The organism is Acuticoccus yangtzensis, from assembly GCF_001927245.1.
Classification (GTDB): Bacteria; Pseudomonadota; Alphaproteobacteria; order Rhizobiales; family Amorphaceae; genus Acuticoccus; species Acuticoccus yangtzensis.
In genome coordinates, this window is sequence record NZ_MJUX01000007.1 from 92,369 (window position 1) to 106,275 (window position 13,907).

The following is a 13,907-nucleotide window of genomic DNA, read 5'->3' on the forward strand; positions in this document are numbered from 1 at the left end:
GCGCAAGACGGGCGTGACGATAGGCACGGGAGGCGCCCTCCAGGCTGTGCTCGCCCGCCTCCCCGGCAAACGGGCGATTTCGCGGGGCGGCCTGTGGTGACGGGCGCGGCGGCTGCGGCTGATGTCACGCCGGTTTGACGCGGCGTCATCGACACGGCACCAAGCCCGTCGGGCCGTGCGGACGGTGCGGCCCGAGAGAGTGTGTGAAGGAACCACGATGGACCAACGAATCGACGCAACCGCAGCGCAGGATCCGATTGCCGCACGTTATGGCGGTCAGGCGGTCCCCTCCCCGCTCGCCGCGCTGCCGGACCTTCTCCTCTCCCATCGCTCAGTGCGCGCCTTCAGCGCCGAGCCGGTGCCCGAAGGGACCGTCGAGGCGATGGTGGCGGCGGCGCAGTCGGCTTCGACCTCGTCCAACCTGCAGACGTGGAGCGTCGTCGCGGTGGAGGATCAGGCGCGGCGCGATGCGCTGGCCAAGTGCGCCAACTCCCAGGCCTATGTCAGTCAGGCCCCGCTGCAGATGGTGTGGCTCGCCGACCTTTCGCGCCTGTGGGACGCGGCCGAGACGCACGGCATCGCCGCCGAGGGGACCGATTATCTGGAGATGTTCCTCGTCGGCGCGATCGACGCGGCGCTGGCGGCACAGAGCGCGGCGCTGGCCGCCGAGGCGCTGGGGCTCGGCATCTGCTACATCGGTGCGATGCGCAACAAGCCGCGCGAGGTGGCAGAGATCCTCGGCCTGCCGCCGCGGGTGATGGCCGTGTTCGGCATGTGCGTGGGGCATCCCGATCCGGCGCGTGCGGCGGCGGTGAAGCCGCGGCTCGGCCAGTCCGGCGTCCTCTTCCGCGAGACCTATGACGCTGCCGCGGTGCCGCCCGCCGTGGCCGCCTACGATGCGGCGCAGGCCCGCTTCTACGAGAGCCAGGGGATGGAGCGGCCGGCCTGGTCGAAGCACAGCGCCGACCGGGTCGCGGGTCCGCAATCGCTCAGCGGTCGGCACACGCTGGCCGAGACGCTGCGGGCGATGGGGTTCGCCCTCAAGTGAGGGCGGCGCCGCCTCCGGGCCGTCCGGCGAGCTGGTTGCCGGGGCAGGTCGGTTCCTCGTCGCTGCGCCAGAAGCGCGAGTCCCAGCCGATGCCGACCATGCGCTGATAGTAGCCGACGGCGGGGAAGCCCTGCCCTTCGGCGATGTACATGTCGTAGCAGTTGGCAGAGCGCTGCCAGACGCGGAAGCAGCCGGTGTCGATCGGCACCGGATAGGCGAAGCAGATGAATTCGTCCCGCAGCTCGTACTCGCCGGGGGTTTCGGAGTTCTGATCGCGGTAGAAGGTCGTCATGTCGGCCTTCAGCTCCTCGGAGAAGGCCTCGCCGTTGTTGTAGACGCCCTCGATCTTGAAGCCGACGAAACGGTCGCGCATCTCGCCCGCGTCGAGGGCGTGCCAGGCTTCGGCGGTTCCGTTTTCGGCGGCGGCGAAGGGCGCGAGGGGCAGGCCGGCGGCCAAGGCGAGCACGGTGCAGAAAGCGGCCGTGCGCCGCGCTCTGCCCGTTCGGCGGATGTCAGGTGAGGTCATGTCGCCTGTTCCATTGGGATCGCCGGACGCGGGAAATCCCGGCCCTTCGGATCTGTGGGCGATGAATGTCCGATCCGGCACCGAAGATCAAATCGGGCGAAGGGCGGCCGGCGCGCACGGACCCGCGCGGGTTCCGTGCGCGGGCCGGAGGAGGCCTCAGTAGAGGCCGCCGGTGCCGGAGAGGACCGCCCGCTCGGACTCGCGCGTGATGCGGCGCGGGGCGGGCTGGTTGTCGTTCAGGCCGATGATGGAGAAGGTGTCGCCGGGCGCCGTTCCGGGCTTGAAGGCCTCGAGGATGACGTTCGGGCCCGACCCGGAGGTGCGCTGCCCCGTCACGCGGTCGACGGGGATCAGCTTGATCCCCTCCGGCACGCGGAAGTCCACCGGCGGCGTGTCGGCGAGGGCGTGCTGCATGAAGTCGAGGAAGATGGGCGCGGACATCTGCCCGCCGGTGGCGCCGCGACCCATCGGCTTGGGGTCGTCGTAGCCGATGAAGACGCCGGCGACGAGGTCGGGCGTGAAGCCGACGAACCAGGCGTCCTTCTCCTCGTTGGTGGTGCCGGTCTTGCCGGCGACCGGGCGGCCGAGGGCGCGCACGCGGGTGGCGGTGCCGCGTTGGACGACGCCTTCCATGATCGAGGTGATCTGGTAGGCGGTCATCGGGTCGAGCACATATTCGCGCTCGTCGACGACCTCGGGCGCGGCCTGATCGTGCCAGTCGCGCGCGACGCAGCCGTCGCAGCGGCGGTTGTCGTGCTTGAAGACGGTGCGGCCGTGGCGGTCCTGGATGCGGTCGATCAAGGTCGGCTGGATGCGCTGGCCGCCGTTGGCGATGATCGAATAGGCGCCGACGAGCCGCATCACGGTGGTCTCGCCCGCGCCGAGCGCCATCGGCAGATATTGGCCGAGGTCGTCGTAGATGCCGAAGCGCTCGGCATATTCGGCGACGAGCGGCATCCCCATGTCCTTGGCGAGGCGCACGGTCATGAGGTTGCGCGAGCGTTCGACGCCCATTCGCAAAGTCGACGGGCCGGCCGACTTGCCGCCGTAATTCTTCGGCCGCCAGACCTCCCGGCCGACGACGATCTCGATCGGCGCGTCCATGATGATGGAGGACGGGGTGTAGCCGTTGTCGAGCGCGGCGGCGTAGACGAAGGGCTTGAAGGACGATCCCGGCTGGCGCAGCGCCTGGGTGGCGCGGTTGAACTCGGAGAAGTCGTAGGAGAAGCCGCCGACGAGCGCCTTCACGCGGCCGGTGTGCGGGTCCATGGCGAGGAGAGCGCCCTGGATCGCGGGCACCTGGCGCAGCACCCACTGCCCGTCGACCTGTTCGACATAGACCGCATCGCCCCGGCTGAGGACGTTGGCCATGCGGCTTGTGGCTGCGCCCTGCTTGGTGCGGCTCCACGGGACGCCGGCGGTGGTGAGGGCGATCTGCTGGCGCTCGGTCGTGAGTGCACCCCAGACGTCGCGCGGCGGCTGAAGGCCGAGGATCGCCTCGTTGCCGCTGACCGAAAGGACGATGGCGACCTTCCACTCCGGCACGTCGAACAGGCCGTCGACGGTGCCGATCTTCGGGCCCCAGTCCTCACCGGCGGCAAGGTCCAGGGTGGTGACGGGGCCGCCCCACGAGCCCTTCTGGCGGTCGATCCTGAGGAGGCCGTCCATCAGCGCGCGGCGGGCCATGAGCTGAAGCTGGGGGTCCAGCGACGTGCGCACGGAGAGGCCGCCTTCGTAGAGGGTCTTGCGGCCGTACATGGAGATCAGCTCGCGGCGGACCTCCTCGGCGAAATAGTCCGACCCGGAGAGGAAGCGGTTGCGCTCGCGCGGGTTGACCTTCAGCGGCTCGGCCTTGGCCTGGCGCACCTCTTCGGGCGTCGCCGCGCCGTCCAACATCATGCGGTCGAGCACCCAGTTGCGCCGCTCGATGGCGCGGTCGGTGAAGCGGAACGGGTGGTAGTTGTTGGGCGCCTTGGGGAGCGCGGCGAGGTAGGCCGTCTCGGCCAAGGTCAGCTCGTGGACGGATTTGTCGAAATAGACGAGCGAGGCGGCGGCGACGCCGTAGGCGCCGAGGCCGAGATAGATCTCGTTCAGGTAACGCTCGAGGATCTCGTCCTTGGAGAAGGCGGCCTCGATCCTGAGCGACAGGATCGCCTCCTTGATCTTGCGCTCATAGCTCACCTCGTTGGTGAGGAGGAAGTTCTTCGCCACCTGTTGGGTGATGGTGGACGCGCCGACGGGACGGGCGTCACTGCCGCGGTTCTTCAGGTTGGTGACGAGGGCGCGGAAGATCGCCTGCGGGTCGACGCCGGCGTGCTCGTAGAAGCCGGAATCCTCGGCGGACAGGAAGGCGTTGCGGATGCGCACCGGAATCGCCTGGATCGGCAGGAAAAGGCGGCGCTTTTCGGCATATTCGGCGACGAGCGAGCCGTCGTCGGCGTGGATGCGGGTCATCACCTCCGGCTCGTAGTTGCGCAGCACGTTGACGCTGGGCAGCGTCCCCGAGATTTGCGCGATATAGATGCCGATTCCCGCCGCGACGATCAGGCCGAGCACCGACCCGAGCGAGAACAGGAAGCCGAAGAAGCCGACGAAAAATCTAAACACGTATTACGCGCCTCCGGAGCATGGGACTCGCGAGCGTTGCGGCATCATAAGGCCGCGACGCTCTCATGTCGCCTCACAAGCGACTGAGATGATGTCCGTCACGGTGTTCGAGTTCCCAGGTGCCGTGAGGTAGCAGACGCGGGGGTGCAATCTCAAGCGGCGGGTTGCGCCGGTGTCACACCTCGCGCCGGGACGGACGGCTCTTCGATAAAATTGCCACAAGCCTTTTAATTCAACCTTATTGCTGGTTTTCGGCGCGGATGCGCTCCGCCAGCCAGTCGGTGCCGATCGGCGGGTCGAGGCCGAAAAAGTCGGCGACGGCGGCGGCGGCGGCGACCGAAACGGCGTCCTGCCATGCGGTATCGCTGAGGCGTTCGAAGTCGGCGGTGTTGGTGAGGTAGCCGAGTTCGAACAGGACGGACGGGATGTCGTGCGCCATCAGCACCCGGAAGCGGGCCGAGCGGTGAGGGTTCGAATTCATGTCCACGCCCGGCGCAAGTGCGCTGATCAGCCGCTCCGCGAAGCTGTGGGAAAAGGCCTTGGTCTCGCGCCGGAGGAGGTCGGCGAGGATGCCGGAGACCTCCTCCTGGTGGTTCGGCTCGATCGCGCCGGAGACAGAATCCGACAGGTTTTCGCGCGCGGCGATGGCGGCGGCCTGGGCGTCGGACGGGCGTTCGGAGAGGGTGTAGACGGTGGCGCCGTGCACATAGTCCTGGGGCGCGGCGTCGGCGTGGATGGAGATGAAGAGGTTGGCCCCGTAGGCGCGCGCCAGGCTGATGCGGCGCGAGAGGGACAGGAAGCTGTCGTCCTCGCGCGTCAGGCGCACGGTGAGGCCGGGGATCGTCCGAAGATGGCGTGCGAGCCGCTCGGCGAAGGCCAGCACGATGTCCTTTTCGAGCGCGCCGTCGTGCGCCGATGCGCCGGGGTCGATGCCGCCGTGGCCGGGGTCGATGACGACGACGCGGCTGCCGGGCGCACCGTGGGCGGGTTCGGGCGCGTCCTCCGCCTCCGCGGTGGCCGAGACGGCGGCGTAGCCAAAGCGGGTGGCGTTGACCGGCACGATGTCGAACACGAGGCGGCCGGGGCGCCCGGCGATGGACGGCAGGAAGACGTGGCGCGACAGGAGGGCCGGGCCGTCGAGATCGAAGACGATGCGGCCTTCGGTTCCGGTGAGAGCGCCGAAGCGGAAGGCCGTGACGGCCCCTGCGGCAGCCGGCGCGTCGGCAACGTCGAAATCGATCGCGTCGAAGTCGACGACGAGGCGGGGCGGGCCGTCCACCACGAAGGCGCGGTAACGGGGCTCGGCGGACACGTCGAGGGAGAAGCGCGTTGCACCGGCGACGGTTTCGAGGGTGATGCGGCTGGCGACCGGAACGGACGCGCCCGCACGCCGGGTGGCGGCCGACGTTCCGGTAGCGGACGTGGCCTGCGGGCTGGCGGCCTGCGTGTTGGTGGCCTGCGTGGCGGGGCTGTGGTTTTGCGCGGAGGCGGGGGCCGGCGCGGTCACGCCGCAGACGAAGGCGAGCAGCGCCGCGGCGACGAGCGTCGCGCCCGCCCTCCCCCATCCGCGCGTGGGGCGGCGCTCAGGTCGCGGCGCGACCCGGCGACCGGCTGCGCGCTCGGGCCGTGCCGTGCCGCGCCGTTCTGCGCGTTCCATGTCGCGCCGTTCTGCGCTTGCTGAATTGATTTGGAGAAGACGAAGCCTCTTCACAGGATGCCGTCCGGTTCCCATTTGCGTGGCGTGACCGACCCTGCCGCCGCCTTCCTTGACCGAAGGTGAATAGGCTTGACCGGCGGGGGCGGGCCGCCGATGCTGAGCATCGCCCATCCGGTGGCGCGGCACTCACGTGGCGGTTCGACCGCCGGAGCGTCGACCGGCGAGTTCTGCCGAAAGGTGGTGCCGCCTGGTGTTGCGCGATTGCAATTCTATTGTGTGCGGCGCGGAATAAGGCTAGGCTTCTTCAGGGCCGTAGTCGAGTCGGTCCATTTTTCGGGTCCCAGTCGGACAAAGGTCTTTGAGCACCGTTCGCGAGATAAGCCTATCTCAGAACCGCACGTTCTCTGACTGTTGATTGTAGGCCTCATAGTTTTCTCCATCCGCCTTGGGGGTTCGGCCGGTTCGGCCACCGCTTCCGGGGATCTCGGATGGTTTCGAGTATGCGCCACAACATTCCGGTTGTCCGGCGCAGGAGACAACGGGCGGATGCCACGCGAGTGTGATGGTGAGACAGCGGTCGTGCCGATGCCAGGTCTGGCGTTCGGCTGCCCTGTCCCTGTCTCTGAAGCATGGCGCGCCCGGGCTCTCGCCACGGCTGGTCCCGTCCCCGGAGGACGGTTCGCCCCCAGCCACCTTTTCCTTTCGTCGCTGTCCAAGCCGCGCCTTATGGCGAACGGGTCTCCCGTCCGCCGCAGCGTGCCGAGCGGGCCAGCCGTGAACGGACGTTACCGCCTCGCCGCACGCGGCCGGGGCGACATCGTCGGCGCGTGCCACTCTGGCCGGTCCTCGACCCGGACCGCCGCGCCAAAGTCTTTCCTATCATCGGACCGCTCGAACGCGGTCGGCTGCGGCCGACGCTCGCGGTTCCCGGAGCCCATTCATGCCCAACAAGATGCTGATCGATGCCATCCACCCGGAGGAGACGCGCGTCGTCGTCCTCAGAGACAAGCGGGTGGAAGACTTCGACTTCGAGGCTGCTAGCAAGAAGCCCCTTCGCGGTAACATCTACCTCGCGAAAGTGACGCGCGTCGAACCTTCGCTGCAGGCCGCGTTCGTCGAATATGGCGGCAACCGCCACGGCTTCCTCGCCTTCAGCGAAATCCACCCCGACTATTACCAGATCCCGCAGGCCGACCGTGCGGCGCTTCTCGCCGAAGAGCGGGGCCGGTCCGAGGACGAGGACGACGCGCCGAAGAAGCCGCGCAACAGCCGCCGCCGCACGCCGCGCGGCAGCGAGCCCAAGGCCGCGCCGAAGGCCGAGACGGCCCCCGCCGAGGCTGAAGACGACACTTCCGAGGCACCGACCGCCGACGCGGCAACGACCGGCACCCCGGCCGACACCGCCGCCCCCTCGCAGATGGCCGCCGCTACGCCGAGCGTGACCGACAGCGCCGCGAGCGACGCCGACGACGACGCACCGGTGACGCTGGACCGCGCCATCGCGCAGGTGGAAGCCACCATCGACTCCGAGGCGGCGGCCGCGGTGGACAATCCCGCGCGCGACGTCGAAGTCGCGGGCGAGGCCGAGTCCGCCGAGGACGCGCCGGGCTCCTCCGACGCTGCGCCCGCCGAAGCGGCGGCCGACGACACGGTGAATGCTGCGACCGACGACGCGGCGCCCGAAGAGGCGCCCGCCGCTGAAGCTGTGGCCGACGCGGAGGCCCCCGCCGAAGACGAGAAGCCCAAGCGCCGCCGCCGTACGACGACTACCGCCGCCGCGAAGAAGCCCGCCACCACCCGCAAGCGCACCACGACCGCCACGAAGAAGCCGGCGACCCGCAAGCCGACGACGAAGAAGTCCGACGACGGCCTCGACACGCCCGTGATGGTCGACGACGAGGCGCTGCGCGAAGACGCCGACGACGACACCGTCACCTCCTTCGGTGAGCAGGACGCGCTGGAGGAGATCCCCGAGCGCCGCCGCAGTGCGCCGCGCCGCCAGTACAAGATCCAGGAGGTGATCAAGCGCCGCCAGATCATCCTGGTTCAGGTCGTCAAGGAAGAGCGCGGCACCAAGGGCGCGGCGCTGACCACCTATCTCTCCCTCGCCGGACGCTATTCGGTGCTGATGCCGAACACGGACCGCGGCGGCGGCGTGTCGCGCAAGATCACCGACAACGCCGACCGCAAGCGCCTGAAGGCGTCCGTCGCCGAGCTGGAAGTGCCGGAGGGCATGGGCATCATCCTGCGCACCGCCGCAGCCGCCCGCACCAAGACCGAGATCAAGCGCGACTTCGAATATCTCATCCGCATGTGGGAGTCGGTGCGCGACCTGACCTTGTCGTCGATCGCCCCGAAGCTGGTCTACGAGGAAGGCAACCTCGTCAAACGCGCCATCCGCGATCTCTACAACAAGGAGATCGACGAGGTTTTGGTCTCCGGCGAGAACGCCTATCGTGAAGCCAAAGACTTCATGAAGATGCTGATGCCGTCCCACGCCAAGAACGTGAAGCGGTATGCCGAGGCGACGCCGATCTTCACGCGCTACGGCGTGGAGCCGCAGCTCGACGCGATGTTCTCCGAGCACGTGAAGCTGCCGTCCGGCGGTTACCTCGTCATCAACCCGACCGAGGCGCTCGTCTCCATCGACGTGAACTCCGGCCGGTCGACGAAGGAGTCCTCCATCGAGGACACGGCGACGAAGACGAACCTCGAAGCCGCCGACGAAGTGGCGCGCCAACTGCGTCTGCGCGACCTCGCCGGGCTGATCGTCATCGACTTCATCGACATGGACGACAAGCGCCACAACCGTCAGGTGGAGAAGCGCCTGAAGGACGCGCTGAAGCTCGACCGTTCGCGCATCCAGGTCGGCCGCATCTCCCCGTTCGGCCTGCTGGAGATGAGCCGCCAGCGCATCCGCCAGGGGATGGTGGAAACGTCGGTGGTGCCGTGCGAAGCGTGCGGTGGGACGGGTCATGTGCGGTCCACCCAGTCCGTGGCGCTGCACTGCCTGCGCACGCTGGAGGACTACCTCCTCAAGAACTCCGACAACCACGTCACCATCAAGACGTCGGCCACGGTGGCGCTCTACATCCTCAACCAGAAGCGCCAGCATCTGAGCGAGCTGGAAGAGCGGTTCCAGCTCGAGATCGGCGTGGATGCGGACGAGAGCCTGTCGGGCGCGCATCTTGCGATCGTCGCGGGTCCTGCGGTCGACCGGGCGCCGGGCGTGGAGCTGCCGACGACGCAGATCGCGCCGGAAGCCGTCGTCGACGAAGACGAGGACGAGACCGCCGAGGAGGAGACCACGACCGAAGCGCGCGGCGAGCCGCGGGCCGAAGCGCGTGGCGATACGCAGGGCGACGGTCAGGGCGACCGCTCGTCGCGGCGGCGGCGTCGTCGGCGCCGGCGCGGTGGCGGCGGTGGTGACGACCGCCGCGGCGACATGCGCGGCGACGAGGACGGTGACAACGGCGAGACCTTCGCCAGAGGCGCCCGTGACTCCGCGCACGACGACGACGCCGACGAGTCTGCGACCGACGAAACCACCGCGGACGAGCGTGCGGATGGCGACGAGGCCGAGAGCACGCCCGCCGAAGTCGCGGCCGAAGGCACCGCAGAGGCGGATGATCGCGCCGAGTTCGACAGCGAGGACGACGACCGCCGCGGGCGCCGCCGTCGTGGCCGCCGGGGTGGCCGCCGTCATCGCCGCGAGGACGAGGACGACACCGGCGAGACCGAGACGGTGACCGCCGACGCCGCAGAGGACGCCGTCTCCGACACCGCTGTCGCTGCCGATGAGGACGCCGTCGCTGAGGACGTCGCCGCCGGCGAGGCTGAGGACACCCGGGCGGAAGCCGACACCGGGGCAGAAGCCGAGGCTCGCCCGGCGGAAGCCGAGGAAGCCGCGCCGGAGCGGAAATCGGCGCCGCGCCAGCGCCGTTCCGGCTGGTGGCAGTCGTCGGCCTCGTCGCCCGAGCTTCCGGCCGTGCCCCAAGCGGCCCCCGCGGAAGCCGAGGTCGAGGCGAGCCCCGCCGCGAGCGACGAGGCCGCACCGGAGGACAAGTCCGAGCAGCCCCAGCGCCGCGCCGGCTGGTGGCAGCGCCGGTCCTTCTTCTGATCGGACGCCCGGCCGCAGGAGACGCGAAACGGGTGCGGGGCGCAGAACGCCCCCCGCATCCGCTTCGTGCGTCGAGAGGCGCCGCCTGCACGGGTGGCCTCGGTTCGGCGGCCGCGAACGGTGGTCCGCACCGCTGCACCTGCGACGCGGTGCCGTCCGATCGGGCACAGTGGACCCGGCCACAGCGGCGCGGTCCAGCCGGATCCGGGCAACAGGCCGTCCATGACGCCCCTCGCGCAGGTCCGGCGACCGACCGCGGGCGCCTTCGGAACCAGCGCGGCAACCGCTCGTGAAGACGCAATTCGGCAGTGCCGCGGAGCGCCGAGCCGCGCGCCCCGGCGGCCGGCACTGAGCCGCCAGCCAGACCCCGGCCCGCTCGCCACGCGGCGCGCGGGTCAAGCGAATGTGAGGGCTGCGCCAACGCGCGTCCTTTCGGCGCCCCCGGCCGCAGGCTATCGAAGCAAACGCACCAAACGCAAAAGGTTGATTATGGTCCGCCCCCTCATTGCACTGGCTGCCGTGGCGTCCGTGGCGGCGCTGTCGCCCGCACCGCTCGCCGCGCAGGACGCAGGGGGCGCCTCCGCCCTCACCCGCGCCGACGTGGAAACCATCGTGCGCGAGTATCTCATCGCCAATCCCGAAGTGCTGGAAGAAGCCTTCACCGCCCTTCAGGTGAAGCGCCAGGAACAGGCCCAGAGCGAACGCGCCGAGGCCCTCGCCCTCGTCCGGGACGATCTGGAGAGCGGCCAATATGGTGCCGTCCTCGGCAACCCCGAGGGCGACGTCACCATGGTGGAATTCTTCGACTATAATTGCGGCTATTGCCGCCGCGCCCTCAGCGACATGCACGACCTCATCGAGAGCGACCCGAACCTTCGCGTCGTGATGATGGAGCTTCCGGTGCTGGGCGAAGGCTCGGTCCGCGCCGCCGCCGTCTCCATCGCCGTCATGAAGGTCGCGCCCGGATCCTACGCCGCCTTCCACGACGCGCTTCTATCCACCGACGGGCGCGCCGACGACGAGGCCGCCTTCGCCGTGGTCGACGAGCTCGGCCTGCCGCGCGAGGAGATCGAGGTCGCCATGCGCTCGGACGCGGTGCGCGAGGTGGTGAGCGAGAGCACCCGCATGGCGCGCCTCTTGCAAATCGAAGGAACGCCGTCCTACGTGATCGGCGGTGCCGTCGAGCAGGGCGCCGTCGGCGTCGACCAGCTCCGCGCGCGCATCAATCAACAGCGCTGCGGCGCCGACGCCTGCTGACTCCCGGCTCGCTCTTGGACCTTGGCGCATGATCGCCTAGGTAGGCGGGGATGGCGGTCGAAACCATGCGGTTTGCGCCTTCCTGACAATAGTTGCGTCCGTTATTGAAACGGACGCTTATCTTTATCACTTCGCGGTTCGGGCCGGTCGCCGGTCCCAATCCGCCTTGCGAGATGAAAGGCCTCGACCCGCCTTTGGGTCCCGTTGAACGCGATGGCAGATACACCCCCTATTGACGAAGCGGCCATTCGGACGATCGCCGCTTTGCTGCATGAGACGGACCTTTCGGAAATCGAGATCGTCCATGGCGAGACGAAGCTGCGCGTCGCGCGCCATGTGAGCACCACGGCCGTTTCCGTCGCTCCCGCCCCCGTGGCCGCGCCCTCCCCGACCGCGCCCGCGTCCGGCCCGGCAAAATCGCCGGAAGGGGCCGTTCTGTCGCCGATGGTCGGCACGGCCTACCGCGCGCCCGAACCCGGTGCGCGCCCATTCGTCGACATCGGCGACACGGTCCGCGTCGGCCAGGTGATCATGATCGTCGAGGCCATGAAGACGATGAACCAGATCATCGCTGAGCGGGCGGGCACGGTGACGGGCATCTTCGTCGAGGACGGCCAGCCCGTCGAATACGGCGAGCCTTTGCTGGCGATCGCTTAAGATGTTCCGCAAAGTGCTCATCGCGAACCGCGGTGAGATCGCGCTTCGCGTCCAACGGGCCTGCAAGGAGCTCGGCATCGCGACGGTTGCGATCCACTCCACCGCGGACGTCGACGCCATGCACGTGCGCCTTGCCGACGAGTCCGTCTGCATCGGCCCGGCCTCCGCGTCCGACAGCTACCTCAACATTCCCGCCATCGTCGCGGCCTGCGAGATCACCGGGGCGGACGCCGTCCACCCGGGCTACGGCTTCCTGTCCGAGAACGCCCGCTTCGCGGAGATCCTGGAGGCGCACGACATCGCCTTCATCGGCCCGACGCCGGAGCAGATCCGCGTGATGGGCGACAAGATCGAGGCGAAGAAGACCGCCAAGGCGCTCGGCATCCCGGTCGTTCCGGGCTCCGAAGGTGCCGTGCGCTCCGAGGCGGAGTTGCGCGCCGTGGCGGCCGAGATCGGCTATCCGGTGCTCATCAAGGCGTCGGCCGGTGGCGGCGGTCGCGGCATGGTGGTCGCCCGCTCGGCGGACGAGATCGTCCAGGCCGCCCAGCGCGCCCGCTCAGAGGCGAAGGCCGCCTTCGGCAACGACGACGTCTACCTGGAAAAATATCTTACCACGCCGCGCCACATCGAGATCCAGGTGATGGGCGACGGCCAAGGCCACGCGGTGGCGCTCGGCGAACGCGACTGCTCGCTGCAGCGCAGGCACCAGAAGGTGTGGGAAGAGGCCCGCTCACCCGCCCTCGACGACGCCCAGCGCGCCAGGATCTACGACACCTGCGCCAAGGCGATGGCCGACATGCGCTATCGCGGCGCCGGCACCATCGAGTTCCTGTGGGAGAACGGCGAGTTCTACTTCATCGAGATGAACACCCGCCTGCAGGTGGAGCATCCGGTGACGGAGATGATCACCGGGATCGACCTCGTTCACGCGCAGATCAGGGTTGCATCAGGCGGGAAGCTCGGCTTCGACCAGAAGGACATCGTCTTCAACGGCCACGCGATCGAGTGCCGTGTGAACGCCGAGCACCCCAGGACATTCGTCCCCTCCCCCGGCACGATCACGCATTATCACCCGCCCGGCGGGCTCGGCGTGCGCGTCGACTCGGCGGTCTACCAGGGCTACCGGATCCCCCCATATTACGATAGCCTCATCGGCAAGCTGATCGTCCACGGCAACAGCCGTGTGGAATGCCTGATGCGGCTGCGTCGCGCGCTGGACGAATTCGTGGTGGATGGGATCGAGTCCACCCTCCCACTCTTCCGGGAGCTTGTGCAGGATCCGGATATCGCCAACGGGGCGTACGACATTCACTGGCTGGAATCGTTCCTGTCACGAGGGAGTGTATGACGGCACCGGACAACATCGTCCTCGAGATCACGCCTGAGGTTCTCCTGAAGGCTTATGCCTGCGGGATTTTCCCGATGGCCGAATCGGCGGACGATCCGGGCCTTTATTGGATCGAACCAGAGCGGCGGGGCATCCTGCCGCTCGATTCATTTCACGTCCCCCGCCGCCTCGCCCGTCTCGTCCGGCAGGAGAAGTTCGAGGTGCGGGTGGACCACGACTTCACCGGCGTCATCGAAGGGTGCGCGGCGCCCGGCCCCGGCCGGCAACGCACGTGGATCAACGGGCGCATCCAGCAGCTCTACGTGGCGCTGCACCAGATGGGACAGGCCCATTCGGTCGAGACCTATCTGAACGGGCAACTCGTCGGCGGCCTCTACGGCGTGCGCCTCGGCGGCGCCTTCTTCGGGGAATCGATGTTCTCCGTGGTGCGCGAAGCGTCGAAGGTGGCGCTGGTGCATCTCGCCGGGCGCCTGGTCAAGGGCGGCTTCACGCTGCTCGACGCGCAGTTCATCACCGACCACCTCAGCCAGTTCGGCGCCACCGAGGTCAGCCGCCGCCGCTATCAGGCCCTGCTGGACGAGGCGACGCGCTATCCCGGCGACTTCCAGCCCGGCGTCGCCCTCAGCGGCGAGGAGGTTCTCGCCGCTCTCAAATCCGCGCACCCGTAAGAAGCGCGCGGCGGGCGGA

At 68.9% G+C, this 13,907-nt stretch carries 9 protein-coding genes; 6 read left to right on the forward strand and 3 right to left on the reverse strand.

What is annotated here, in order from left to right; genetic code table 11:
• Positions 1-217 precede the first annotated feature (217 nt).
• On the forward strand, positions 218-1,048 hold the full coding sequence (locus tag BIX52_RS16420) for a nitroreductase family protein (RefSeq protein ID WP_075222186.1): 831 nt from the start codon (positions 218-220) through the stop codon (positions 1,046-1,048).
• Here the strand turns inward: BIX52_RS16420 and BIX52_RS16425 are convergent.
• The 3 genes from BIX52_RS16425 to BIX52_RS16435 form a co-directional block, all read right to left on the reverse strand.
• Positions 1,041-1,574, reverse strand: a complete 534-nt coding sequence (locus BIX52_RS16425) for a hypothetical protein (protein WP_075222187.1) — start codon at positions 1,572-1,574, stop codon at positions 1,041-1,043. The genes BIX52_RS16420 and BIX52_RS16425 overlap by 8 nt on opposite strands.
• Positions 1,575-1,730: 156 nt before the next feature.
• Positions 1,731-4,181: a penicillin-binding protein 1A gene (locus tag BIX52_RS16430; RefSeq protein ID WP_075222188.1), complete on the reverse strand. Its 2,451-nt coding sequence runs from the start codon at positions 4,179-4,181 to the stop codon at positions 1,731-1,733.
• A 238-nt stretch (positions 4,182-4,419) separates the two neighbouring features.
• On the reverse strand, positions 4,420-5,838 hold the full coding sequence (locus tag BIX52_RS16435; protein ID WP_075222189.1) for an N-acetylmuramoyl-L-alanine amidase: 1,419 nt from the start codon (positions 5,836-5,838) through the stop codon (positions 4,420-4,422).
• Between the two features lie 940 nt (positions 5,839-6,778).
• Between BIX52_RS16435 and BIX52_RS23975 the strand changes: the two genes are divergently transcribed.
• The 5 genes from BIX52_RS23975 (at position 6,779) to aat (ending at position 13,888) form a co-directional block, all read left to right on the forward strand.
• On the forward strand, positions 6,779-9,958 hold the full coding sequence (locus BIX52_RS23975; protein WP_075222190.1) for an Rne/Rng family ribonuclease: 3,180 nt from the start codon (positions 6,779-6,781) through the stop codon (positions 9,956-9,958).
• 489 nt (positions 9,959-10,447) lie between these two features.
• Complete coding sequence (locus BIX52_RS16445) at positions 10,448-11,215, forward strand: DsbA family protein (protein ID WP_075222191.1); 768 nt, start codon at positions 10,448-10,450, stop codon at positions 11,213-11,215.
• Positions 11,216-11,428: 213 nt separating this feature from the next.
• On the forward strand, positions 11,429-11,872 hold the full coding sequence (gene accB / locus BIX52_RS16450) for an acetyl-CoA carboxylase biotin carboxyl carrier protein (protein ID WP_075222335.1): 444 nt from the start codon (positions 11,429-11,431) through the stop codon (positions 11,870-11,872).
• Between the two features lies 1 nt (position 11,873).
• Positions 11,874-13,220: an acetyl-CoA carboxylase biotin carboxylase subunit gene (accC, locus tag BIX52_RS16455; protein ID WP_075222192.1), complete on the forward strand. Its 1,347-nt coding sequence runs from the start codon at positions 11,874-11,876 to the stop codon at positions 13,218-13,220.
• The gene (aat, locus tag BIX52_RS16460) at positions 13,217-13,888 is read left to right on the forward strand and encodes a leucyl/phenylalanyl-tRNA--protein transferase (RefSeq protein WP_075222193.1); all 672 of its coding nucleotides are present in this window, start codon (positions 13,217-13,219) and stop codon (positions 13,886-13,888) included. Before accC ends, aat begins: the two co-directional genes overlap by 4 nt.
• Positions 13,889-13,907 lie beyond the last annotated feature (19 nt).